This is a genomic window from Rhodococcus sp. NPDC077669 (genome assembly GCF_040686915.1).
Lineage (GTDB): Bacteria > Actinomycetota > Actinomycetes > Mycobacteriales > Mycobacteriaceae > Rhodococcoides > Rhodococcoides fascians.
This window is the reverse complement of record NZ_JBFBMD010000005.1, coordinates 237020-262803: the sequence shown is the minus strand read 5'-3', so window position 1 is coordinate 262803 and position 25784 is coordinate 237020. Positions and strand designations below refer to the sequence as shown.

At 65.1% G+C, this 25784-nt stretch carries 14 protein-coding genes; 6 read left to right on the top strand and 8 right to left on the bottom strand.

Features of this window, described 5'->3' with window-relative positions; all coding sequences use genetic code 11:
* Window positions 1-139 precede the first annotated feature (139 nt).
* The 3 genes from fadD32 to AB0P23_RS08995 are packed head-to-tail and all read left to right on the top strand — an operon-like array spanning window position 140 to window position 8668.
* Window positions 140-2038: a long-chain-fatty-acid--AMP ligase FadD32 gene (fadD32, locus tag AB0P23_RS09005; RefSeq protein ID WP_032382997.1), complete on the top strand. Its 1899-nt coding sequence runs from the start codon at window positions 140-142 to the stop codon at window positions 2036-2038.
* 42 nt (window positions 2039-2080) lie between these two features.
* Complete coding sequence (gene pks13 / locus AB0P23_RS09000) at window positions 2081-7120, top strand: polyketide synthase Pks13 (protein WP_363797301.1); 5040 nt, start codon at window positions 2081-2083, stop codon at window positions 7118-7120.
* Window positions 7121-7123: 3 nt separating this feature from the next.
* Window positions 7124-8668: an acyl-CoA carboxylase subunit beta gene (locus tag AB0P23_RS08995; RefSeq protein ID WP_027494804.1), complete on the top strand. Its 1545-nt coding sequence runs from the start codon at window positions 7124-7126 to the stop codon at window positions 8666-8668.
* 163 nt (window positions 8669-8831) lie between these two features.
* On the opposite strand, the gene AB0P23_RS08990 is transcribed toward AB0P23_RS08995, so the two are convergent.
* The 5 genes from AB0P23_RS08990 to AB0P23_RS08970 form a co-directional block, all read right to left on the bottom strand.
* Window positions 8832-9803 carry a hypothetical protein gene (locus AB0P23_RS08990; RefSeq protein ID WP_032371690.1) on the bottom strand — a complete coding sequence of 324 codons (972 nt, stop codon included), beginning with the start codon at window positions 9801-9803 and terminating at the stop codon, window positions 8832-8834.
* Window positions 9804-10108: 305 nt separating this feature from the next.
* A complete protein-coding gene (locus AB0P23_RS08985) occupies window positions 10109-13321 on the bottom strand; it encodes an arabinosyltransferase domain-containing protein (RefSeq protein ID WP_241258296.1) in 3213 nt (1070 codons plus the stop codon).
* A 180-nt stretch (window positions 13322-13501) separates the two neighbouring features.
* Window positions 13502-16672: an arabinosyltransferase domain-containing protein gene (locus AB0P23_RS08980; RefSeq protein WP_230593543.1), complete on the bottom strand. Its 3171-nt coding sequence runs from the start codon at window positions 16670-16672 to the stop codon at window positions 13502-13504.
* A 10-nt stretch (window positions 16673-16682) separates the two neighbouring features.
* Window positions 16683-18452 carry a hypothetical protein gene (locus AB0P23_RS08975; RefSeq protein ID WP_032374171.1) on the bottom strand — a complete coding sequence of 590 codons (1770 nt, stop codon included), beginning with the start codon at window positions 18450-18452 and terminating at the stop codon, window positions 16683-16685.
* Window positions 18453-18548: 96 nt separating this feature from the next.
* On the bottom strand, window positions 18549-19247 hold the full coding sequence (locus AB0P23_RS08970; protein WP_045841680.1) for a nitroreductase: 699 nt from the start codon (window positions 19245-19247) through the stop codon (window positions 18549-18551).
* 79 nt (window positions 19248-19326) lie between these two features.
* Here AB0P23_RS08970 and AB0P23_RS08965 point away from each other — a divergent pair, with 79 nt between their 5' ends.
* A complete protein-coding gene (locus AB0P23_RS08965; RefSeq protein WP_032374170.1) occupies window positions 19327-19779 on the top strand; it encodes a helix-turn-helix domain-containing protein in 453 nt (150 codons plus the stop codon).
* 45 nt (window positions 19780-19824) lie between these two features.
* On the opposite strand, the gene AB0P23_RS08960 is transcribed toward AB0P23_RS08965, so the two are convergent.
* Genes AB0P23_RS08960 through AB0P23_RS08950 form a run of 3 tightly spaced genes read right to left on the bottom strand, consistent with a single transcriptional unit; the run spans window position 19825 to window position 24001 of the window.
* Window positions 19825-21783 (bottom strand): galactan 5-O-arabinofuranosyltransferase, encoded by a 1959-nt coding sequence (locus tag AB0P23_RS08960; protein ID WP_045841506.1) that lies wholly within the window; start codon window positions 21781-21783, stop codon window positions 19825-19827.
* A 5-nt stretch (window positions 21784-21788) separates the two neighbouring features.
* Window positions 21789-22553, bottom strand: coding sequence for a decaprenylphospho-beta-D-erythro-pentofuranosid-2-ulose 2-reductase (locus tag AB0P23_RS08955; RefSeq protein ID WP_027494796.1), 765 nt, complete (start codon window positions 22551-22553; stop codon window positions 21789-21791).
* Window positions 22550-24001 (bottom strand): FAD-binding oxidoreductase, encoded by a 1452-nt coding sequence (locus AB0P23_RS08950; protein ID WP_027494795.1) that lies wholly within the window; start codon window positions 23999-24001, stop codon window positions 22550-22552. Before AB0P23_RS08950 ends, AB0P23_RS08955 begins: the two co-directional genes overlap by 4 nt.
* 68 nt (window positions 24002-24069) lie before the next feature.
* Between AB0P23_RS08950 and AB0P23_RS08945 the strand changes: the two genes are divergently transcribed.
* Together AB0P23_RS08945 and AB0P23_RS08940 are read left to right on the top strand one after the other, a co-directional pair.
* Window positions 24070-24567, top strand: a complete 498-nt coding sequence (locus AB0P23_RS08945) for a GtrA family protein (protein ID WP_230593552.1) — start codon at window positions 24070-24072, stop codon at window positions 24565-24567.
* A 173-nt stretch (window positions 24568-24740) separates the two neighbouring features.
* A complete protein-coding gene (locus tag AB0P23_RS08940) occupies window positions 24741-25769 on the top strand; it encodes a TerC family protein (protein ID WP_032401114.1) in 1029 nt (342 codons plus the stop codon).
* Window positions 25770-25784: the final 15 nt, after the last annotated feature.

Sequence of the window (25784 nt, the reverse complement as noted above, 5' to 3'; positions counted from 1 at the left end):
GACCGAAACCGCCACCGCTGGAGTTACCACTTAGTAACATAAAACGCTGTTCGGGGTCTGCATCGATGAACGTCGTCAATGCAAGGCCAGGTCACGCACGATGTGTGGCAGCGATTCGTGTCGGAGGAGATTGAAGCAAATGAGCCACACGTTCGATGATTTCATCGATGAGAACGGCCACATCACCATCGGTGAAGGGCAGACACTCGTCCGCCACGTCGAGGCGAATGTCGAAGAGAACGCCGACACGCTCGCGTACCGGTTCATGGACTACTCCCGGGAACGGGACGGTGAAGCGCACGAGTTGACCTGGTCACAGTTCGGCAAGCGGCTGCGCGCTGTCGCCGCCCGTCTGCAGCAGGTCACCGAGCCCGGTGACCGCGTGGCGATCCTCGCTCCCCAGGGCCTCGAGTACGTCATCGCGTTCTTCGGTGCGATCTACGCGGGCACCATCGCGGTGCCGTTGTTCGATCCCGACGAGCCCGGCCACACCGACCGCCTGCATGCCGTCCTCGGCGACTGCAAGCCCAGCGCGATCCTCACCGCCAGCAACTCCGCGGCGGGCGTTCGGGCGTTCTTCCGCGCGCTCCCCGCTGCCGAGCGGCCCCGCATCATCGCCGTCGACGCCGTTCCCGACAGCGTCGGCGAGACGTGGGTCGAGCCCAATGCAGGGTTGGACGACATCGCCTACCTGCAGTACACGTCCGGTTCGACGCGAACCCCGGCCGGCGTCGAGATCACGCACCGCGCGGTCGGCGTCAACGCGCTGCAGATGGTCGACAGCATGGAGATCAACTACGACTCGCGCGGCGTCACCTGGCTGCCGATGTTCCACGACATGGGTCTGCTCACCGTCATCCTCCCGGCCCTCGGTGGCAAATACATCACGATCATGAGCCCGCGCGCGTTCGTGCAGCGGCCGTGGCGCTGGATCAAGGAACTCGCCGCGGTCTCCGACGGAGCAGGCACGTTCGCCGCGGCACCGAACTTCGCGTTCGAGCACGCCGCCCAGCGCGGACTGCCCAAGAACGGTGAAAGTCTCGACCTGTCGAACGTCATCGGCCTGATCAACGGCAGCGAGCCCGTCACCACGTCGTCGATGAAGAAGTTCAACGAGGCCTTCGGCCCGTACGGTTTGCCGAAGTCCGCGATCAAGCCGTCGTACGGCATGGCCGAGGCCACGCTGTTCGTCTCGACGAGCAAGCACGCCGACGAGGCCAAGGTCGTCTACGTCGACCGTGTCGAGCTGAACGCAGGCAATTTCGTCGTCGTCGCACCCGACGCTCCCGGAGCCATCCCGCAGGTATCGACCGGAACCGTCGCCCGGAGTCAGTGGGCCGCGATCGTCGACTCCGAAACCGCCACCGAGGTGCCCGACGAACACGTCGGCGAGATCTGGCTGCACGGCGAGAACATCGGCAAGGGCTACTGGGGTCGCGAGACCGAGACCAGCGAAACCTTCCACAACAAGCTCGTCCACCGCGTCGCCGACGGGTCGCACGCCACGGGTGCCCCCGAGGGTGCCAACTGGATGCGCACCGGAGACTTCGGCGTCTATCACGACGGCGAGCTCTACATCACCGGCCGCGTGAAGGACCTCGTCATCGTCGACGGCCGCAATCACTACCCCCAGGACATCGAGTTCTCGGCGCAGGAAGCAAGCAAGGCTTTGCGGCCGGGCTTCGTGGCGGCGTTCGCGGTGCCGCTCAACCAGCTGCCCGACGTCGTGTTCGAGTTCAGTGGTGCCGCGTTGACCAAGGATTCGGACGACAGCTCCGAACAGCTCGTCATCGTTGCCGAGCGCGCTCCCGGCTCGGGCAAGGCAGACCCGGCTCCGATCGCCGACGAGGTGCGCACCGCAGTCTCGGCGCGGCACGGCGTCACGGTCCGCGACGTCCTGCTCGTCCCGGCCGGTTCCATCCCGCGCACGTCGAGCGGCAAGATCGCCCGACGCGCGTGCAAGGCCGCCTACATCGAGGGCACCCTGCGCGGCGGTTACCAGCAGACGGCATTCCCGGACGCCGAACTACCCGACTGATCTCTGGGCCTCCCGTTCCTTCGATACATAGCTTGGTGAGTAATGGCTGAACAAGAGACAGACAAGATTCAGAGTGCCGACGGGACGGACCTCACGGTCGCCCAACTGCGGGATTGGCTACGCAACTGGGTTGCGGACGCGACGGGTCAACCCGCGTCGGCCATCTCCGACGACCGTCCGATGGAGGAATTCGGTCTGTCCTCTCGCGATGCCGTCGCACTGAGCGGTGAGATCGAGGAGCTGGTGGGGGTCACGCTGACCGCGACCGTCGTCTACCAGCACCCCACCATCGCGTCTCTGGCCAAGATCATCATCGAGGGCGAACCCGACGAGCCGGTGGGTACCGTCGACGACGCGTTCTACACCAGCGGAGTGCAGTCGGGCGACGCCCACGACATCGCGATCGTCGGACTGTCGTCGCGCTTCCCCGGCACCGGTCACACCCCCGAGGAGATGTGGTCGCTGCTCATCGAGGGCCGCGACGGCATCACCGACCTGCCCGAGGGCCGGTGGAAGGAATTCACCTCCGATCCCGTCATCGCCGCAGCCGTCGATGCGACGGTCACCAAGGGTGGCTACCTCGACGACGTCAAGACCTTCGACGCCGAGTTCTTCGCGATGTCGCCCAACGAGGTCGTCAATGTCGACCCGCAGCAGCGCCTCGCGCTGGAACTGACCTGGGAAGCGCTCGAGCACGCGCACATCCCGGCCAGCTCGGTCAAGGGCCGCCAGGTCGGCGTCTTCATCGGCAGCTCGTCCAACGACTACCAGCTCATCGCCGTCAGCGATCCGGCCGTGCACCCCTACGCACTCACCGGCACCTCCACCGCCATCGTCGCCAACCGCGTGTCGTACTTCTACGACTTCCGCGGGCCGTCGATCGCCGTCGACACTGCCTGCTCGTCGTCCCTCGTGGCCGTCCACCAGGCAGTGCGCAGCCTGCGCACCGGCGAATCCGATCTCGCCGTCGCAGGCGGGGTCAACATGCTGCTCGCCCCGCCGATCACCGTGGGCTTCGGTCAGACCGGTGTCCTCGCTCCCGACGGCCGGATCAAGGCCTTCTCCTCCGACGCCAACGGCATGATTCGCTCCGAGGGCGGCGGCCTCGTCGTGCTCAAGCGACTCGAGGACGCCGAGCGAGACGGCGATCAGGTGCTCGCTGTCATCGCCGGATCCGCCATCAACCAGGACGGCCGCTCCAACGGACTCCTCGCGCCGAACCCCGATGCACAGGCCGACGCACTGCGATTCGCGTACCGCGACGCCGGCATCAACCCGTCGGGCGTGGACTACATCGAAGCGCACGGCACCGGAACCATCCTGGGCGATCCCATCGAGGCCGACGCGCTCGGCCGCGTGGTCGGCCGTGGCCGCGACGCGGACAAGCCGGCACTGCTCGGCTCGGCGAAGACCAACTTCGGACACCTCGAATCTGCCGCAGGCGCAGCAGGTTTGATCAAGGTCGTGCTGGCGATGCAGGAGAACAAACTCCCGGCGTCACTGAACTACGTGGGCCCCAACCCGTACATCGACTTCGACAAAGCACACCTGAAGGTCATCCCGGAGGCCACCGACTGGCCGCGGTACACCGGCAAGGCCGTCGCCGGCATCTCCGGTTTCGGCTTCGGCGGCACCAACGCCCACGTCGTCGTACGCGAGTACGTACCGGGTGAGACCTCGGCCGAATTCGACCCCGCTGCCGTGGATCCCGAAGCCGCGGTGGTGGAGGGCGTCTACGAGGAGCAGCTCGACGCCGAGACGACCAGCCCGGTCGCCGAGGCCGAGACCATCCTGGCGGAGTCCGACAGTGCGCCGGAGACAGTGATTCTCGCGGTATCGGCCGCGTTGCCGTCGCGTCGTAAGCGCGCGGCGTCGGAACTGGCCGACTGGCTCGAGACCGAAGAAGGCAGCACGACGCCTCTCGTCGATGTCGGCCGTACATTGGCTCGGCGTAACCACGGGCGTTCGCGCGCAGTGGTTCTCGCGTCCACCACGGCCGAGGCCATCGCCGGATTGCGCGCCATCGCGGCAGGCAAGCCCGGACCGGGCGTGTTCTCCGCGGACTCGCCTGCGTCCAACGGCGCAGTGTGGGTGTTCTCCGGATTCGGCTCGCAGCACCGCAAGATGGCATCGCGGCTGTACCGAACCAACGCCGTGTTCGCCGCCGAGGTGGACAAGGTGGACGAGCTGCTCGTCGACGAAGCCGGCTACTCCATCCGCGAGATCATCCTCGACGACTCGCAGACCTACGAGTTCGAGAACTCCCAGGTCGCTATCTTCGTCATCCAGATCGCCTTGGCCGCAACGCTTCGCGCACACGGTGCGGAGCCGTCGGCCGTCATCGGCCACTCGATGGGTGAGGTCGCCGCCGCGTACGTTGCCGGAGGCCTGAACCTCGAAGACGCCGTCCGCATCATCTACGCCCGCTCGCGGCTGCTGGCCGAGGGCCAGGACGGCCTCGGTGCCGCCTCGCAGGGTGCCATGGCACTCGTCGAGTACACCCCCGACGAGGTCAAGACCCTCACCGATCAGTTCCCGAACGTGGAGCCCTGCGTGTACGCCGCGCCGACGCACACCACGGTCGGTGGACCCCGCGCCGAGGTCGAAGCCCTCGTCGAAAAGGCCGAGGCCGCAGGCAAAATGGCCCGTCTGCTCGACGTCAAGGGAGCAGGACACACCGCAGCCGTCGACGTACTGCTCGGTGAGCTCGCCGCCGAGCTCGCCGGAATCGAACCGAGCAAGCTCACCGCCGGGGTCTACTCCTCGGTCGATCGTGAGGCGCACTACCGCGTCGGACATGCGGCGATTCACGGCGTCGACTACTGGACCAAGGGAATGCGTCACCCGGTCTGGTTCACCCAGGCCGTCAATGTTGCTGTGGGAGACGGGCACACAACGTTCGTGGAGCTCGCCCCGAACCCCGTCGCGCTGATGTCGGTCGCTGCTACCGCGTGGGCTGCCGGCCTGGCCGACGCCACGTTGATTCCGACGCTCAAGCGCAAGGAAGACGAGGCAGACACGTTCCTCGCCGCGCTGGCGCAGCTGTACGTGCACGGTCATGCGCTGGAACTGGCGACGCTGTTCGAGTCGGGTCCGTACGCTGCAATCCCGCGAACTGCGTACTTGCGCAAGGAGTTCTGGCTCAACTCGCAGGTCAGCTCCAGCGGTAACTCTCGCGTTCCCGGTGCCCGGGTGGCACTGCCCGACGGCCGCCACGTCTGGGAAGTTCAGGCCTCGGCCGTCTCGGGATTCGATGCGTTGGTCACCGCCGCTGCGTCGCAGGTGTTCTCCGATGTGGCTCTGGGTGCTTCGGTCTCGCACGCATCGGTGCCCGCGGCCGGCACGGTCGTCACCACATTGACCTCGCACCTCGGTGGTGCGTCGGTCCAGGTCCATGCGCACGAGGGCTCGGCGTTCACCCTGCTGCACGAGGCTGTAGTCACCTCGGGCGATGTGCGGCCGGAACCCGTTGTGGCGGTGGAAGAGCGGTCCTCGTCTCCGATGGAAGAGTTGCCCGAGGTCGTCGAGACGTTCGGTGACCGCTGGGATCCCAACGGCAATCAGAAGCTCGAAGATCGGTTGGCGATCATCGTCGCCGAGTCGATGGGCTACGCACCCGAGGACTTGCCTCCCGAGGTGCCGCTGATCGAACTGGGGCTGGATTCGCTCAGCGCCGTTCGGATCAAGAACCGCGTCGAGTACGAATTCGACATCCCCACAGTGCAATTGCAGGCCGTGCGTGATGCGAACCTGCGCGAGGTGGAGAAGTACCTGCGCTACGCGATCGAGAACCGCGACGAGGTGCAGGCGCTGGCAGACAAGCAGGCCGCCGAAAAGGCTGCCGAGCAGGCTGCCGAGAGTGGCGCGACTGCACGCGACGAAGCGTTGGAGACGGCCGTCGCCGCACCGGAGACCGCGGTGCCGAGTGCGGAATACCAACCCGCACCGGTGGTCGCAGCGCAGACCGACCTGGGCGGCAAGGAAGCGTTCGCCGAGGCCGCCGGATCAGATGTGCCCCCACGTGACAACGCCGAGCGGATGACGTTCGCAACGTGGGCAGTGGTGACGAAGGAATCAGCCAAGGGCATCTTCAACACTCTGCCGATCCTCGACGACGAGACGGCCGAGAAGTTGGCCGCTCGCCTGACCGAGCGGGCCGGCGGCGAGATCACTTTCGACGACGTACTGGACTCGGAGACCATCGAGCAGCTCGCCGACAAGGTACGCCCGCATCTCGAGGACGGCGAGATCGACGGTGTCGTGCGCAATCTTCGGGCCCGTCCCGAGGGCTCTACGGCCACACCGGTATTCGCGTTCCACTCGGCCGGTAGCTCCACCGTCGCCTACGAGCCGTTGCTGCGGAAGTTGCCGGCAGACACGCCCATGTACGGCCTCGAGCGCGTCGAAGGGCCCATCGCCAAGCGCGCCGCGGAGTACGTGCCGTTGATCAAGGCGATCCAGCCCGAGGGACCGTACGTGTTCGTCGGATGGTCGCTCGGCGGCATCCTCGCCTACGAGGTGGCGCGTCAGATGGAAGAGGAAGGCATCGAGGTCGCCTACGTGGGGCTGCTCGATACCGTCATGCCCGGCACCAAGATTCCCGACACCAAGGACGAAGTCCGCAAGCGTTGGGAGCGGTACGCGGCGTTCGCCAAGAAGACGTACAACGTCGACTACCCGATCCCGTACGACAAGTTGGTCGACTCCGACGACGAGGGTCAGATTCGGATCATCACTGATCTGGTCAAGCTCAGCGGGGCAAAGATTCCCGGCGGCATCATCGAGCATCAGCGGACGTCGTGGCTCGACAATCGGGCTATCCAGACAGCCGAGCTCAAGGAGTACGGCGGGCACGTCACGCTGTACCTCGCCGATAAGTACCACGACGACGCGATCGCCCTCGAGCCCGCATACGCCACCCGCGAAGAGCACGGTGGTTGGGGACCGGTGGTCAAGGACCTCGAGATCGTCTACGTCGGAGGCGACCACCTCGCGGTCGTCGACGAGCCGTACATTGGAAAAATTGCGGCCCATCTGTCGAAGACGCTCGAGAACATCGAGTCTGCAAGAACCGGAGCGTAGATTTTGAGTGGCACCACTGCGGAGAAGCTGGCCGAGCTACGGGCGAGGCTGGAGCTGGCCAAGGAACCGGCCGGCGAGATCGGCATCGCCAAGCGCGCCAAGAAGGGCATACCCAGCGCCCGAGATCGCGTGAACTCGCTGCTCGACCCCGGCAGTTTCGTCGAGATCGGCGCGCTGGTAAAGGCCCCGAACGATCCGGGTGCCCTCTACAGCGACGGCGTCGTCACCGGGCACGGAACCGTCGACGGCCGTCCGATCGCAGTGTTCTCGCACGATCAGACCGTGTTCGGCGGAACCGTCGGCGAGATGTTCGGCCGCAAGGTCGCCGGCATCATGGACTTCGCGATCAAGATGGGCTGCCCGGTCGTCGGCATCAACGACTCCGGTGGAGCTCGCGTGCAGGACGCCGTCACCTCCCTCGCGTGGTACGCCGAACTGGGTCGACGCCATGAGGCGCTCTCCGGCCTGTGCCCGCAGATCTCTCTGATCCTCGGTAAATGCGCCGGTGGCGCGGTGTACGCACCGATCAACACCGACATCGTCGTCGCCACCGAAGAGGCGTACATGTTCGTCACCGGACCGGACGTCATCAAGTCCGTCACCGGCGAGGACGTCAGCCTCGACGAACTCGGTAGTGCCCGTGTCCAGGCCATCAACGGCAACGTGCACCACGTCGCTGCCGACGAGAAGGCCGCATTCGACTGGATTCGGAACTACCTGAGCTACCTGCCGTCGAGCTGCCAGGAAGAGGCGCCGGTGATCAACCCGGGGCTCGAGCCGGAGATCACCGAATCCGATCGCACGCTCGACTCGTTCATGCCCGACGCCGACAACGCCGGTTACGACATGCACGACATCATCCTGCGCATCTTCGACGACGGCGAGTTCCACGAGATCGCCGCCCAGACTGCACAGAACGTCATCACCGGCTTCGCCCGCGTCGACGGTCGGCCGGTGGGAATCGTCGCCAATCAGCCGATGCACCTGTCCGGGGCACTCGACGCCAAGGCAGCGGACAAATGTGCGCGGTTCATTCGCCTCAGCGACGCCTACAACATTCCGATCATCTTCCTCGTCGACACACCCGGCTTCCTGCCCGGCGTCGACCAGGAAACCCTCGGCGTCATCCATCGCGGTGGCCGCTTCATCTTCTCGTTCGTCGAAGCGACGGTGCCGAAACTGACTGTCGTCATTCGTAAGTCGTACGGCGGCGGATACGCGGTGATGGGCTCGAAGCAGCTCGGATCCGACATCAACCTCGCCTGGCCGACAGCCCGCATCGCCGTCATGGGTGCCGAGGGCGCCATCAACATCATGAGTCGCAAGCAACTCGCCGAGGCAGGCGAGAACGCTCCGGCGCTGCGGAAGCAGCTCATCAACTTCTACAACGAGCATGTCGCAACGCCGTGGATCGCTGCCGAACGTGGCTACATCGACGCCGTCATCGAGCCCTCGCAGACGCGCCTCGAAATTCGCAAGGCCTTGCACATCTTGAAAGACAAGGAAGTACACAAGAGTCCGCGTAAGCACTCTTTGCTGCCGATCTAGCCAAGCGCGCCGGTCCTGCGTCGGGGTCGCTTCGCTCCCTTTTGGGATCAATGTGGGTTTCAGTCGCTCTGACTGCAACAAAGCCACATTCATTCGTCTGTCTCCCCGAGCCAGAAGCGAATGAATGTGGCTTTGTTGCAGTTGGAGTGCTTGCAAGAGACATTCATCCGGTCGACGTCGCGCTCCGTCGAAGAACGAGGTTCGGACGGGGCCGCGCCAGAGCCTGTTGATAGCCGGCCCGAAGATCCGCGAGTACGCGCTGGGGGTCGTCCCGGATGTCCTGCGGCAGATGTGACACCACGATCGCGCCGTGGCGTTGCAGGAGAGCTCGGCGAGCCATCGTGTTCGCATGATCGATCGGCGAGAGGTGATGAGCGAGGGAGTCGATCTCCCACCCGAAGCAGACTGTGTCGAGGAAGCCGTCGGGGCTACCGAGGAATGTACCGTCCGAGGTGAACAGCCGGGCATTGTGAATCATTGGTGGGAGTCCGCTCGATCGGTAGAGCCGTTGAGCGTCCGCCTCGGCGACGGAGTGAGCGTTTCCTTCCAGATCCCTGATCGCCAACCGTGTCGATGCGCTGTAGCGTCTCGGCCCCTCCGCCAATTCGATTGCCAGCTCTTCGAGTGATGCCGCACCCCGTCTGATGATCTCCGCAATCAAAGCCGTGCACTGAGATCGTCCGCGTAGTGCGCGGGTCGCGTCGACGACACTCCGGGATACCGGAGCGCAGCGCGGACCGTGGTCGAACACCGTTTCGGGCATGCGCCAGGTGCGTTCGGATCGGACGAATTTGACGGATGCTCGCTGCATCTCGTTCGGGACGAGAATGTGAACTTCATTCGACGGTGGATTCGGCCCCAAGCCATGCACACTCAATGCCGCGTTCCCAGTGAGGATGCTGTGTGGACCGCCGTACGCCAGGGCAGCAGCCATTCGCTGTCGGTGAGATGGGAAGCCGTTGTGCAGCAGCACCACCCCTGGGAGCAAGTGCTGCCAAGGTCCGCCGGCTGCGCATCGGCCGGCTACCGTCCCGTCCGCGACACCGGCCGAGCGAAGCTGTGCCCTTGTCACGACGCCGTGATCGGCGACGTCCTCGAGCATCGATAGGTCTGTGGCCCAAACTCCCCGTTTCATGCCTCGACTGTCGAACGCGACACTGACACTTCGACGTCGAAAACGGCCGTTCAGGGGTTCCCTGTGGATGGTCGACGAGGTTGTGCACAAGTGCCTCGAGGGCGTGTCTTGTGCACCGAAGACTGTCGGGGGTCGGTGGTAAGCCCCCGATCCATCGATCGTGCGCCAAACCCCGCTCCATCGGCCGTACGCCAACCCCCGTCCGCATGAATGCGGGATTCAGTCAGTCAGAGTGCAACAAAGGGACATTGATCCCAAAAAGGAGCGGGCGACACCACGCGGAGGGGCGGGTGAGGCTGGGTGGACTATTTCTCGAAGACTCGCAGCTTTCCGTCCTCGTAGAATCCCGATCGCGTGGTTTCTCCGGTTTGCAGGTCGGCGGGCACGGCGCTGGGGTAGTACTGCTCGTAGCGCTCGAGTGAGCCCCAGTCCCTGGCCCAGTCGTTTTTGAGGTAGGTGGGGACGGCAACTGGCTTGGCGAGTAGTTCGGACCATCCGAGCGGTCCGCCGTTCTCGCCGGATTGCCAGGTGTCGGTGGAGCTGACGGCCAGTGGGCGGTCGGGGAGGATGCGGTAGCCCGGTACCTCGGCGACGCCGTAGCGGTGGTCGAACGGCCGTTGGCACGGGAACTGGAGTCCGACGGCCCAGTCGAGCAGAACGGGCTGCTCACTGCCGATCATGGTGTTCAGATTCTCCATCACCGGTACTCGCGGCGGGGTGAATGCGAGCCACTGGTCGCCGGTGAGGTTGGGGTCGTTGGCGACGATGCGGACGGCGTCGGCGTCGGGTGCGATGTCTGCCAACGGAACTCGCAGGTTGCGCCACGAGGGTGCGGGTCCGATGTCCCGAGGTAGGTAGGTGCCCTGCGCCTGGACGCTTCCGTCGGGCTGGCGCTTGCCGTATTCGAGCAGCAGCGACTGGCCGTAGGTGAGGGCACCGGTGTCGTCGTAGGACCAGATACGTCCGGCCGCGGAGAACACGACGAGTGGTGCGTCGTCGCTGCGGGCGGGTAGCTGGTACCAGCTCGAGGTGGCCTCGGCCGGTTCCTGGATTCCTTCTTGGTAGGAGCCGAGGACGGGTGTGGTGGCGGGGTCGAGTCCGAAGGGGAGGGCGGCGGTGGAGCCGTTGACGCCCAGTGCGCCGGTGCCTCCTGCTGTGCCCGAGCTCTGGCCTTCCTCGAAGGCGGGTCCGACGGCTTGTTGGTCGGTATTGCCCTGTCCTGGTTTGACTTCCACGGCGTCGGCGCTGAGGTCGCTGGGGATCCCGTTGGCGGTGAAGTTGCGCAGGGTGTCGCTGGCTCCGCCGAGGGGGCCTGCGACGGGATCGAATTCACCCGGCAGGGGGCTCAGCACATCAGCGTTGGGATCGGCTTCGACGAGCACGTCGTTGGCGAGTCCGCACGAATTACCCAGTACCGATTGCACATTGGAGCGCGCGAGCGAGTAGGCGGGATATTGGGAGACGGCACCCTTGACGAGGGAGAGGACCTCGAACAGCACCATGATTCCGGCGATGACGGTCAGTGGTGCGGCAGCGAACGTGCGAATGCGTCTACCGCGGGCCGACGTCGGTTTCGGTTGTGGCGGAGCGTATCCCTCACGTAGGTATTGGAATGCCGCGACGGCGAGAACCAGTCCGAAGAGGACGAGGAACAGCGAGCCGGATTCGTTGCCGCCGAGCGAGACCGTCTTGTCGAACCACGGCACGCCGTAGCTCGAGACGTACCAGTAGCCGTTGATGCCCGAGAACGACAGTGCCAGAACGAACATCAGGCCGGCCGTGAACAGGGATCGGTTTCGGCGTGAGCGCAGTGCACTGGCCGAGACGGCCACTGCGGTCAGTGCGGCGAGCCCACCGGCGATTCCGGCGTAGGAACCGAAGTGGTGAGTCCACTTGGTGGGGTTGAACATCATGAAGAAGATGGTTCCGAGGACGACGCCGAGCAGTCGCCAGGCAGGCCCGTTCGCGATGCCGGGAATGCGCCGGCGTCGCAGGAGCACGAACAGCGTGGTGAACAGGCACAGGAGCATCGCGAGGAACGCGAAGCGGCGGGCCACGGAACCGTCGACGGTCTGGACGAAGAGGTAGTAGTACCGCAGGAAGTCTTGGTACCACGCCTCGTTGGGGCCGATGATGGTGCGCACTCGGGTGGATTCGATGACCGTCGCGAAGGTCTGGTCGGCGAACACGACGACGAGGACGAGTACTCCGGCAGCAACCAACGGTGCCAGCATGGCGAGGGTGCCGACCTGACGGTGGCGTCGGACCACGATGCGAGCGATGGGCCGGGCTCCGGCGAGAAGCGCTGCCACACACATCAATCCGGTGGGTGCGGCGGCCAGGGTGAAGGCACCGATGAGGCAGGCGGCGGCTGCGGGAAGCAGTCTGCCGGTAGCGATGGAGCGTTCGATCGAGCACCAGGTCAGCAACGCGCCGAGGGCGACGATCGGCTCGGGACGCAGTCCGTTGTTGTACGGGAGCCAGAAGGCGAGGAACACCAATCCGCCGGTCCACAACGCCACGTTCGATTTGCGCACCGCACGTCCGAGTCGCGGCACCACCTCGCGGCTGATCACCATCCAGCACAGGACTCCGGCGATCAGGGCGGGCAGGCGCATCCACGGGCTTGCGGTCGAGATCTTGGCGAAGACGGCCAGGACGTCGTAGTACCAGCCGAACGGTGCCTCGGGGACGCCGAACCAGCGGAAGTAGTTGGCCATGTAGCCGGAATGTTCGGCCGCGCGGGCCATGGTGAGCAGGTAGCCGTCGTCGGAGGTGTTGGCGCCGACGAAGTGCCAGCCGACGAGGACTCCGAGAACCGTGACGTCGACGCCGGTGAACTTCCACCAGTGCGACGGGAAGAAGCGGCGGTGCGCGCGGCGATCGGTGCCGTCGAGCCGTGCGAGCGCGCCCATGGCCAGCAACGTGCAGGCGATCGCCAGCACCATGATCAACGACTTCAGGATGGTCGGAGTCGACGAGAAGCGGGAGTCGACGTCGACGGTGACCGACATGTCGGCCGGGGCCGCGCCACTGAGATCACTGAAGATGCCGACGACCTGCGGACGGAGGTCGCCGTCGAGCCGACCCTGGACGGGTTGGCCGCTCTCGTCGGTCAGCCCGGTGAAGGCTGCGGAGGTGTACTGGTCGTTCGAGGTGATCTCGATGGCGGCGCAGCGCGTGCTCTGGACGTCGGCGCGCGGTGCCGTCGCGACGACGACGTTGCGGTCGAGGACATCGACGTTCGACTCGCCGACGCGAACGAACAGGCTGTTGAGGGCTGCACCCTCACCTTGCGGGGGTGCGGTCGCCAGCAACAGCCCGCCCGACGCGGGTAGTGCGGCCACAGCAGAGCACGGGAGGGTTGCGGACAGTCGCAGGGGTGCCTGGGACACCAGCGGGGCGTCCACGTCCTGTAGGAGGCCGTTCTGCGGCCACTCGATACTCGCGGTGGTCTGCGTGACGGGTGCGAACGGAGTGATCAGTGCGAACAGCACGCCGAGTATGCCGGCCACCATCGCGATCAGCCGGGGAATCCGTACCTGAGCACGAAGTTCGTCCGAGGCTCCGAGCGGAGCGGGGACGGGGGGACCAGCTGATGAATCTGTCACGACGTCGGGCACGATTGTCGATGTTATGCGAGCGTGACTTCGAGGTCACACAGGCGCCGTCCCCGGATCCGATGGAGAAACAGGGAATCAGCCGGTCTTCATCGGGCCGTCGCTGGACAGTCCCGACCGAGACTGTTGCTCGACGGTGATCCGGGCGGTCGCGGCAGCCGGATCGAGTGGCGTGTATCTCTCGATCGACCCCCAATCGCGGGCGTAGTCGTCGGCCAGATACGACGGCAGAGTCTGGGCACCGAGCAGCAGTTCGGTCCACCCCAGCGGGCCGCCACCGAAAGAATCCTGCCAGGCGTTGGTGGATTCGGCTCCGGTTCGGTCGGGCAGGATGCGGTACTGCGGCACCTCGGCGACGCCGTAGCGATGATCGAACGGACGCTGGCACGGGAACGCCAGCCCGACCGCCCAGTCGAGCAGAACGGGGTCGGTGGACCCGACCAGAGAATTCAGCGTCTGAGTTTTCGGGACGCGTGGGGGAGTGACGGCGAGCCACTGATCTCCGGCCAGGTCGTTGTCCTCGGCGACGATGCGAACGGCGTTCGCGTCGGCGGGTAGGTCGTTCATCGGTACGCGCAGGTTGCGCCACGACGGTGCGGGGCCGATGTCGAGAGGCGTGACACGGCCGAGTGCCTGGACGTCGCCGCCGTCGCGGCGTCCGTATTCCAGTTCGACGCGTTGGCCCGGGGTGACGATGCCGTCCTTGTCCACCGAGCGAATTCGGCCTGCGGCGGCGATGGCGATCAGGTCGCCCTCTCCAGGCAGCGAATACCAACCGGAGGTCAGTGACGCGGGCTCGGTCGCTCCGAAGCTGCCGAGGACCGGGGTCGTTTCGGGGTTCAGTCCGAACGGCAGAGCGACTGTGCTGCCGTTGATTCCGACGTTCTCGTTGGTTCCGCCCGAGGTGCCTGCGGAGTTCGACGAGGTGGCCGACGCGCTCTCTTCGGAGTCCTCGGGGCGGATGGAGTTGGCACTGCCCTGGGCGGTGTCCTCGGAGTCGGCCGTGAGGTCTTCGGCGACGCCGTCCGGGGTGAATCCGGTGCTGCCACCTGCTCCCAGCGCGTCCGGGGCGGGGTCGATCGGCTGCAGGACGGACCCGTTGACGTCGGTCTCCACCTGCACGTCACCGGCGAGTCCGCACGAGTTGCCGGCGAGTGCGGAGAAGTTGGATCGCGCGATGGAGTACGCAGGGTATTGGGCCACAGCACCTTTGGCGAACGAGAGCACTTCGAATGCGACGACACCGCCTGCGACGATGGTCAACGCGGAGGGTGCGAAGCGTCGACGCGTGGTGGTTTCTGCTGTGCGATAAGGCAATCGGACATGTTGGTACGCGGCATACAGCAGGGTCAGCACGGTCAGGCCGAGCAGGATGGTCGAGAAGCCCTTGCCGGCAATGGACGGCGGCTTGTCGAACCACGGAATGCCGTAGCTCGAGACGTACCACCAGCCGTTCGAGCTGGTGAACGCCACGGCCGTCAGGAACAGCACTGCGGCGGTGAACAGCGTTCTGTTTCGCGGGGATCGGACGGTAGCCGCCGTGACGGCCACCGCTGCCAGTGCGCCGAGAGACGCGGCGAGACCGGCGTACACACCGAAGTGGTGGGTCCACTTGGTGGGGGTGAACATCATCAAAGCCAGTGCGCCCAAGACGATTCCGAGTATCCGACGCGATGGCCCGGTGGCGGTACCGGGGATGCGTCCGTTCTTGCGGAGCATCACCGCGATGCAGACGACGATGCAGAGCAGCATCGCGAACATGCCGAATCGTCGGGCGAGCGAGCCGTCGGGGGAGATGGTCATCAACGCGTCCCAGCGCACCCGTTCCTCGAACCAGGGCACGTTGGGTCCGAGAGCCGAGCGCACCCGGGTCGCTTCGAGCACGGTGCTCAGAGTTTGGTCGGCGAAGATCGCGATCACCACGGCCAGTCCCGACGCGATCAGCGGCGCGAGGACCGCGAGCAACCCCACTTGGCGGGCTCGTTTGACGATGATCATCACGATCGGGCGGAGTCCGGCGAGCAGCGCGGCGACGGCGATCAGTCCGGTGGGTCCGGCGGCGAGCGAGAAGGCGGCGATCAGTGTGCCGACCGCGGCGGGCAACAGTCGTCCGGTGGCGATCGCACGCTCGATCGAGCACCACGTGAGCAGCGCGCCCAGGGCGATGACGGGTTCCGGGCGCAGTCCGTTGTCGTAGGGCAGCCAGAAGGCGAGGAACACCAGGCCTGCGGTCCACAGCGCGACGCGGTTGGTCAGTACCGCGCGCCCGAGGCGGGGGATGACCTCGCGGCTGATGACGAGCCAGCACAGCAGTGCGGCGATGGTGGCAGGCAGGCGCATCCAGATGCTGGCGGTGCTGACTTTGGCGAGGGCGGCCAGCATGTCGTAGTACGGCATGCCGAACGGTGCTTCGGGAACGCCGAACCAGCGGAAGTAGTTGGCCATGTATCCGGCGTGCTCGGAGACGCGTGCCATGTTGAGCAGGTAGCCGTCGTCGGAGGTGTTGGCACCGATGAAGTGCCACAACACCAGCACCCCGACGACGACGGCGTCGACGCCGGTCACCGACTTCCAGCGTGACGGCAGGAAGCGGCGGTGACGCCGACCGTCCACGCTGTCGAGGCGATGCAATGCGAACAGGGAGGCGACGACGGCCAGCGCGCCGACGATCATCGCCAGCAGCTTGAACGTCGTCGGGGTCGAGGAGTAACGGGAGTCGATGTCCACGCGCACGTTCAGACCGTCGACCGACGCGGTGAGGTCGGTGAAGATGCCGACGACCTGAGGTCGGACGTCGCCGTCGACAGTGGTGGCCGCGCCGCCGAGGTCGACCACCGTGCGAGCGGCGTTCGAGGAGATCGTCAGCGCGCAATCGGAGGCCAGGTCGGATACGGGAGCCTCGGCGAGAACGCGATCGCCAAGCAGCACCTGCAGTCGATCGTCGTCGACCCGCACGGTCAGTGCTCGCTGCTCGGTTTTCGCCGCTGCGATCGGAGCGGTGGACATCACCGTGCCGCCGCCGTCGAGCCGAGTGGCAGTACTGCACGGGATCGTCGCGTCCAGATCGAGCGGGGAGTAGCTCACCAGCGGAGCGTTGACACTACCGAACGAGCTCTGCGGCCACGACAGCGTGGAGACGTCCTGCTGCACCGGCAGCAGCGGAGTGGCGATGGCCAGGACGGCACCGATGATGCCGGTGACGATCGCTATCAGCCGGGCAGTCGTGATGTTCGGAGCGGTCGCAGGCACACCGGCGATGCTATTGGACGAGCGAGCGCACATCCCACACCCATACGCCGCCGGTGTATTGCGGCTGGACGTCGAGCAGCTCGGTGACCGTGCTGCGCAGGGCGACGGTGTTCTTGCTCGGCGGAAGTACCACGACGTCGGCTTCCCAGAAGCTCATGTCCTGCGCCGCCTGGCTGCGCTGATCGGCGGTGATTTCCGGAACGGTGCCGGAGTCGTAGACCGAGCCGAGCAGCAGCGCCGTCGGGCGATCGACGGCACCGTACTTGGCGACCTTCTCTTCCTGATCGCTCGGTCCGACGAAGTATCCGGCGGCAAGCGTGAAGCCCATGTCCGCGTCCATCTGCCAACGCAGCGGCCGGGCGTCCTCGGGCCGTGGGAGAGGGACGGTGACGACGGAACCGTCGTCGACGTAGTTCTGCCAATCGCCGTCGGCGAAGAACCGAGGTGTGGGGGATTTGTCGACGGTGACCAGCGGCGTCGGGATCAGCGGAACGAGGGCGAGGGCGAGTCCGGCGATCCAGAATGCAGGCAACGGCCGTAGTCCGTTGCGGAACGTCCGATCGGTGGCCAGGACGAGCAACAGAGCGAGTGCGGGGACCGCGCCGAGGGCGAAGCGGGTCTCGAGGACGGATTCGACGAGTGGGTATTCGGCGAGTTTCGTCCACGGCAGGGTGATGCCGGTGTCGTTCTTGCCGATCATCAGCGTTGCGCCGAGCGAGAGCACGCTCATGACGATGGCCGTGGCAGCCGCGGCTCTGGCGCAGGCAACACGCCACATCCACACTGCCGCCACGAGGCACAGCACGAGCAGCGGCCAGCCGAAGTAGGCGTTCTCCTCGGTGGCGTTGATCCGTACGTTCTGACCTGGGGTGGCGACGCCACCGATGGATTGCGTCGGGAACTGGAACAGGGCTTTGGCGTCGTTGCCCATCGGGCCGTGTTCGAGGAAGGAGTACGACTGCGGTCCGAAGAACTGCCACCACAGCGGCAAGGCGACGATGGCCAGCGCGATGGTCGCCGACACCGCGAGCCGGGGTACGGCATTGCGTACGGCCCGCCACAGGGAACGCGGCCGGGACAGGTAGTAGACGACGGCGAAGATGGCGAACGACATCGCGAAGATCAGCAGCGGTTCTTCGCCGAGCAGGATCTGCAGCGCGACGATCAGGCCGAGCCCGACGGTGTTCTTGGTGGTTCCGCCGCCGTGTGCGATGCGGGTGACCAGCATCGCGATGACCGGGAGCAGGAACAGCACCACGAAGTTGGGGTGGCCGTTGGCATGGGAGATGGCACCGGGCGCGAACCCGCACAGTGCGCCGCCCATTGCGGCGGCACCCTTGGACGCGTTCAGCTGACGCGAGAACAGCCAGTACCAGGCGAACGAGGTGCCTGCGAGGCCGGCGGCGAGGGCGATTGCCCAGGTGACGGTGGGTCCGAACAACAGCGTGATCGGAGCGAGCGGGATGGAGATGCCGAACATCGCCGTGTTCGCCATCAGATTCACCCCGAGCGGGTAATTCTGCAGGTCACTGGACAGTGGATTGTCCAGATGCGCGACGGCATGGGCGGCGACGGAAAAGAACCACTCCCACATCGTCTGGTCCTGGCCGCTGTTGTAGAGGTAGCCGCCGTTCAGATTGCGCCACTGACCCTGTAGGACGTACACGGCGGCGATCAGAAATCCGACGGCCGCCACGAGGTCGCCTCGCCCGACGCCGGAGTGTCGAGCCGGTGCCGTGGTCGGCTGCCGCTCGAGAACTCTCTGGTCGTGGGTGGTCATCGCGTCGAGGTTACAGAAAGATCACGGTCGGCGAAAACTCGAACGTGCTGGGTCACACCGGCTGGAGTGCGACGCCGCCCCACCCCTATGTACGGATCAGTCACCGATCCAGGTGGTCACGTTCGTCACGTCTGCCCGTTCGGTTCGGAACGAGTTGATCGGGTGCTCCAGGTCCGCGTATCCGAACGAGATACCGAGCACGATGCGCCGGTGCTCCGGTATGTCGAAGTAATCGTGCAGAAAATCGGAGTACGACGCGAGGGCGGCCTGTGGGGCGGTTGCGATGCCGAGGCTGTGTGCGCTGAGCAAAAAGGTGTTGACGTACAGACCGCAGTCGATCGCTCCGTACTCGCCGAGATCGGCCTCGGTGGTGATCACGGCGACGTGTGGCGCATCGAAGAAGTCGAAGTTACGGAGCATCTGAGCAAGGGCGCGCGGATCCCCCTTCTCGATGCCGACACTGTCGTAGAGCTGCAGTCCGCACGCACGGCGACGGTCGCGATAGTCGCCGGCGTACTGGGTGGGGAAGGGGATGTCACTCTGCACGGGGCCGCCGCCGCGGACGTGGTCCTGGAGTGTCCGGCGGAAGCGGTCTGTCCCTTCCCCTTCCGTCACGATGACCTGCCACGGCTGGGTGTTGCACCACGACGGTGTGCGCTGGCTCAGGGCGAGCACACGCTCGATATCGCCGCGTGGCACTGCATCCGGCCGGAACTGTCTGCACGTCCAGCGTTCTTCGAGAATTCCGGCGAGTGCCGAGAATTGCTGCCCTCGATCGTCTGTCACAGCGTCCATGTACACCCCTGGTCTCATTTCGAGACTACAAAGTAGCAGCAATAGTCTCGTTTCGAGACTGCTGGGTAAGGTCGACGGTATGCGTCATGCGGAGCTGGCCGATGTGCCCTGCTCGATTTCGAGGTCTCTGTCCGTTCTGGGTGACCGGTGGACGCTGGTGATTCTGAAGTGGTCGTTCGCAGGGGTTCGCCGTTTCAACCACTTCCAGAGCGCCATGGGGATCTCACGAAGTCGGCTGCAGGATCGACTCGACCGCCTCGTCGAGCACGACATTCTCGCCAAGGTGCAGACCGATTCCACCTACGCGGAATACCGGCTGACCCGCAAGGGCCACGACATCTATCCGATTCTGATGGCCTTCAAAGACTGGGGCGACGCGTACATGGCACCCGACGGTGTCCCCGTGCACTACACGCACCGCGACTGTGGGGGCAACGCACACGTGAGGCTCGAGTGTGACTCGTGTGGCGATGAGATCACGGCTCGTCAGGTGCTGCCGGCGCCTGCCGCGGGTAACCCGCTTGTGCCGTGACGTACTCGGCCTGCGGCCGCGGTCTCGATCCGGCGCGCATGGCGTTTATGCAGTGCGCACCGCCAGTGCGAAGGGGCCGATATCGGTCACGGTGAAGCGTGGATCCTCGAACAGTGACTCGGGGAAGGTGACGGTGTAGCGCCGCACGTTCGGATCGTTCGGGTAGACGTCCTCCGCCAGTCTCAAGGTGTAGCCGTCGGCACCGCGGCGGAACAGGAAGGCGTCGGGGGCGCGCCACTGGCTGGTGTCGAGCGCCTCGATCATCTGGTCGGGGGTCTCGAGCTCGGTCCACCGCTCGATGGCGTCGGCCCGCTGATCGAACTGCGCCAGTGGATTGGCGTAGTGCGACGTCAGTCCTTGGAATCCGAAGTACGGGTAGTAGCTCAGGAACGAGGTGTCCGCAGTGAGCAAGACGGTTTCGTCGCGCGGTCGACCGGTCTGTTCGGTCAGGGCGTCGTCGACCTCGCGGTAGTACGAGACGGCGCTCGGCGGACGCATATCGGCACGGTTGCCATCACCGTCGGTGTCGGAGTACGCGACGGTGATCTCGCTCTGCAGTACCTGGGGGATGTTCTGCGCGAAGGCCATTGCGCCGATGGTCGCGACGACGACGGCAGCGATGCGGAACTTCGGTGGCTCGTTGATGGCCTGGTAGATCGCGTGGCTGCCTTCGAGGAATCCGAAAACGCCTGCGCTGCCGAGCAATACGATGAGAACCGCTTCGAGTCGGAACGAGAGCAGTGTGGTGCCCGCAGCCGTGGCCGCCATGGACAGCAACGTCCACAGGTAGACCGCGACGACGCCGACTCCGAGTGCCTGTGCTCGACGCGACGACGAGAAACGTACTGCGACCCATACCGTTCCGAAGAGGCACAGAATGCCCATCATCGAGAACTCGAACATCGGGAACGGAAGCGTTGCACCGGCCTCGGGCAGGTAGTGCAGTGCGGTGCCCGATGTGGACGGTGCGCCGCGGAGGAAGTCGACGAGATACGGCAGCCATACCGTCGCCGCTATGAGGCCCGAGATGACGGCGATCGCAGCCACTTTGAGTGCAATGGGAATCAGGGCCCGCCAGGTCTTGCGCTCGCGACAGGCGAGAACGGCGGCGAACAAGGCCATCAGCACGACGGTGAACGCGGCCAGACCCAGGTACAGGGTGTAGAACGTCGCGGCCAGACCGAGGAACAGGCCGGTACCGATCACCGCTCCCCAGCCGCCTGCTGCGCGTCCCCCAGTGGGGATGAATGTCCCATTCTTGCCGTCTGACCGACTGGATGCCGCATTCATCCCGACGGGGCGATGCAACGCGCCCCAGGCCAGGAGCAATGCCGGGGCGAACAGCAGCACGATGACGGCGCTGTAGGCCTCGGGCGAGGCGTAGGCGACAACCAATGCAGTCGTGACAGCGCTGACGGCGACAGCCCAGTCACTGCGGATCAGGGCCTTCCACAGTACGAAAGCGACCACCGACGTGACAGCAAGCAGTCCGATTGCGTACGGCTTGAACACTTCCCAGCCGTCCATACCCAGCAGGTTGCCGACCCGTCCACCGAGCCAGAACCAACCGGCGGGGTAGAACGGTGGGATGTCGGCGTACGTCATGTCGCGCAACGACGCCGAATCCGTCAGCCGCGTCAGGTATTCGGTCCGAAACTCCTGGTCGACGGAGATGCCGAACAGGTACAGCTTGGTTGCCGCCAAGGGCATTCCGAGGGTCACGGTAACGAAGCCGGACAGCCCGACCCACGCTGTGATTCGAGCGATCCACGGCCACTTACGGATTCGGTACAGGTAGATCGACGACGCGAACAGAGCCGCGGCTACCACCTGGCCCAGAGTTGTCAGAGCGCGAGTGACGTTGGACGAGTTGAACGCCGGCCACTGAACCAGTGAGAAGGCGTACAGCCCGACCGTCGCCACCACGACTGCGACGAGCGCACCGAGAACGATCTCCCCGACGGCAGAGGCGGTTCTGCGAGCCGGTGCAACCCCGTCAGTCATCGAGATCAGATGGGCAGCTTGCGGAAGATCGGCCGCGGCACGTGTCGCAGCACCATCATCACCAGACGCCACGGTGCGGGAGTCCAGATGAGCGGGGTGCCCTTGCGCGAAGCGTTCACCGCGAGCTTCGCGATGACCTCCTTGTCGACGGTCATCGGCGCTTCCTTGACGTGGGCGCTGAACTTGGTGCGCACCATGCCCGGACGAACGACCGTGACCCGAGGACCGAACTCGCGCAACGCTTCTCCGAGTCCGAGGTAGAAACCGTCGAGACCGGCCTTGGTGGAGCCGTAGACGAAGTTGGAGCGACGGACCCGCTCGCCTGCCACCGAGGACATGACGATGATGCGGCCGTACGCCTGCGCCTTCATCTTCTCGCCCAGCAGAACGCCGACCGACACGGATGCGGTGTAGTTGATGTTCGCGGCCAGGACGGCCTTGCGCTGGTCCTGCCAGAGCTGCTCGGCATCGAAGTCGACGGCGAAGGCAACGATCGCGACGTCGACGTCACCCTTGGCCCAGGCCGCGTCGATGACCTTCGGATGCGACGCGGTGTCGAGTGCGTCGAAGTCGATGACGTCCACGGACTTCGCGCCCTTGGCGGTGAGCTGTGCAACGGCACTCTCACGCAGCGGATCGTTGGGCAGCGCAGCGAGAACGACGCGTGCCGGAGACTTCGAGAGGTACTCCTCGGTGATCGCGAGACCGATCTCGCTGGTGCCACCCAGAACGAGAATCGTCTGTGGGTTACCTACGGCGTCTATCGTCACAGCAGTTCCAGCCTTCTAGCCATATCGGAGGCGAAAACGCCTGTGGGGTCAACGGATCGACGGACCTTGATCCATTCGTCGATCCGCGGGTACATCGAGTGGAACGTCTCGGCGTCGGTGCGCGAATCCTTCGCGGTGTACAGACGACCGCCGAACTCGAGCACACGCTTGTCGAGTTCGCGGACGAACTCGTTGAGGCCCGGCTTGATCGGGAAGTCCACGCAGATGTTCCAGCCTGGAATCGGAAAGCTCAGTGGCGCTTTGTTTCCCGGCCCGAACAGCTTGAACACGTTGAGGAACGAGTAGTGCCCGGACTTCTGGATGTCGACGATGATCTTCTTGAACTCGTCGACGGCCTCCGGCGGCACCACGAACTGGTACTGCAGAAATCCCTTGGAGCCGTAGGCGCGGTTCCACTCACTGAACATGTCGAGTGGGTGGTAGAACGCTGTCAGGGACTGAACCTTGTTCCGATAGTTGCCGGCCTTGCGGTACCAGGCCTCGCCGACGGCGGAGAACGTGTACTTGTTGGCGAGCCCGTTCGGAAAGATATCGGGGAACTTCACGAGCGGCTTGGCGTTGAAGCGCAGCGGATCTTTCTGCAGCTTCTCGGGAAGCTGGTCGAGGCGCGCCAACGATCCACGTGAGAGAGCTGCGCGGCCGAGCTTGGGGGGCGGAGCGACGGCGTCGAACCAGGCGCTCGAGTAGTCGTAGTTGTTCTCACTGCCGTCGCTGTGCAGGGCAATGGTCTCGTCGAGGGTGCTGGTGACGTCGCCGTCGGCGATGAAATAGGCCGTTTCCGTGGGCGTCATCTCGATCGTCGCGCGCAGGATGATGCCGGTCAGGCCGTTGCCGCCGACCGTCGCCCAGAAGAGCTTGGCGTTCTTGCCGGTCGGCGTCAGGTGGCGGATCTGACCGTCAGCGGTGAGGAGTTCCATCGAGCGGACGTGGTTGCCGAAGCTGCCCGCGCTGTGGTGGTTCTTGCCGTGGATGTCCGTGCCGATTGCTCCGCCGATGGTGACCTGACGGGTACCAGGAAGCACCGGAACCCACAGACCGAACGGCAGTGCAGCACGCATCAGTTGGTCGAGGTTGACGCCACCGTCGACGTCGACGATGCGCGTCGAGGCGTCGATGCTGTGAATGCCGTTGAGGGCATTCATGTCGATGACGAGTCCGCCGGAGTTCTGCGCGTTGTCGCCGTAGGAGCGGCCGAGGCCGCGGGCGATGACGCCGCGTCGGAGGTAAGCCGGCTTGGAGTCGTTCTGCTCGGCGACCTGCTTGACCGCGTTCGCGATGAGCTCGGGGTCGGAGGTCGAGAGCACCTCGCCGGTGGAGGGCGCAGTGCGGCCCCAACCAGTGAGTGTGCGGGTCTGCGTGGGTAGCGGCGCAGTGTTCCCGGCCTGTGGTTCCAGGGGGAAGAGTGCGTCGTCGGCTGTCGTGGACATCGCTCAAGAGGGTACCCGCATTGCGATAGCAGCTAATGTCAGTCCTCGTGTCCACCCCTGATCGCTCCATCGAAGACGGCTCCGGGAACGACGACTGGTCGCCCGAGGACGACGAGCTGCAGCATCACGTCCCGCTGCCCGTCGAGCTGCCACTGACCGAGAACATCGCCGACGCGGCCCTCGATCTCAAGACGCAGGTAGTGCGGTTCTTGGCGACGGGTGTGTTGTCGGCGATCGTCGATCAGGGCGTCAATCTGATCCTGCATTTCGTGTTCGGCGTCGGGGTGACTCTGGCCAAGGCGATCGGGTTCGTGCTCGGCACCACCACGGCGTACCTGATCAACCGTCGGTGGACGTTCAACGCGGCACCGTCCCGTGCTCGGTTCTTCGCCGTCGTCGCGTTGTACGGAGTCACCTTCGCCGTCCAGGTCGGGATCTACACCTGGCTCTACCAGGTTCTGCCCGACGGCTTCTGGTACGCCAACGTGGCGTTCGTCGTCGCGCAGGGAACGGCGACGGTCATCAACTTCCTGGTGCAGCGGTTCGTGATCTTCAAAATTCGGTAACTGTTGTGGGGCGCTGAGTTTCCTTGATCCCGGGCCGAAGTCCTGGTTCAATGTGCCCCAGGAGGGGAGTATCCCCCAGCAGCTTCGTCGTCACCACGGCCCGGCAATCCGGGCCCGGCGAGCGGCCCACGTCGGGCGGGAGAGACCTCCAGTTCACCGAACTGGAGGTTGTCATGTCCGTTCCATTTTGGGCTTGGGTGGCAGTACTCGGCTTCATCGTCGCTATGCTTGCGGTCGATTTGTTCGCCCATCGGCGAGCACACGTCATCGGAGTGCGCGAAGCGGCTGTCTGGTCCGGTATCTGGGTCGCTTTCGGCGTTGGATTCGGTGCACTGATCTGGGCCACCGCCGGTGCCGAGTTCGGCCAGCAGTACTTCGCCGGCTACCTGATCGAGAAGTCGCTGGCGGTCGACAACGTGTTCGTGTGGGCCATCATCTTCACGTATTTCGCGGTGCCCAGGGAGTTGCAACACCGCGTCCTGTTCTTCGGCGTACTCGGTGCGCTGGTCTTTCGTGGCATCTTCATCGCCGGGGGATCTGCCCTCATCGCCAGCTTCAGCGCGGTGCTCTACCTCTTCGCCGCCTTCTTGATCTTCACCGGATACCGCATGGTGCGTCAGCGCAACGAGCATCTCGATCCCGAACAGTCTCGTACGCTGCGGTTGTTCCGTCGCTACGTTCCCATGACCGACGCGTTCTACGGGCAGAAGTTCGTGGTGCGCATCGGGGGCGTTGCGTTGGCCACTCCGCTGTTGGCGGTGCTGGTCCTCGTCGAAGTCACCGACATCGTCTTCGCTGTCGATTCCATCCCGGCGATCTTCGCCGTCACCGACATCCCCTTCCTGGTGTTCACCGCCAACGCATTCGCCATTCTCGGACTGCGGGCGATGTACTTTCTGCTCGCGGACCTGATGCACCGATTCGTGTATCTGAAGGTGGGACTGGCGTTGGTCCTCATCTGGGTCGGCATCAAGATGGCACTCAAGGTCGACGTGTTCTACATCCCCACCGCCGTCTCGCTCGGTGTCATCTCGTCGATTCTCGCGATCTCCGTGATACTCAGTTTGCGAGCCACCCGAGGGCAGGATGCGCACCCGCAGGTCGACCTGTCGGCGTCTCCGTTCCGGACGGCGACGGAAACGGAACTTGTTGCGGCTCAGCCTTTATGGAGCAGGCGCGGTCGACGGAAAGACCGTCTGTAGCCTTCGCATCGGATG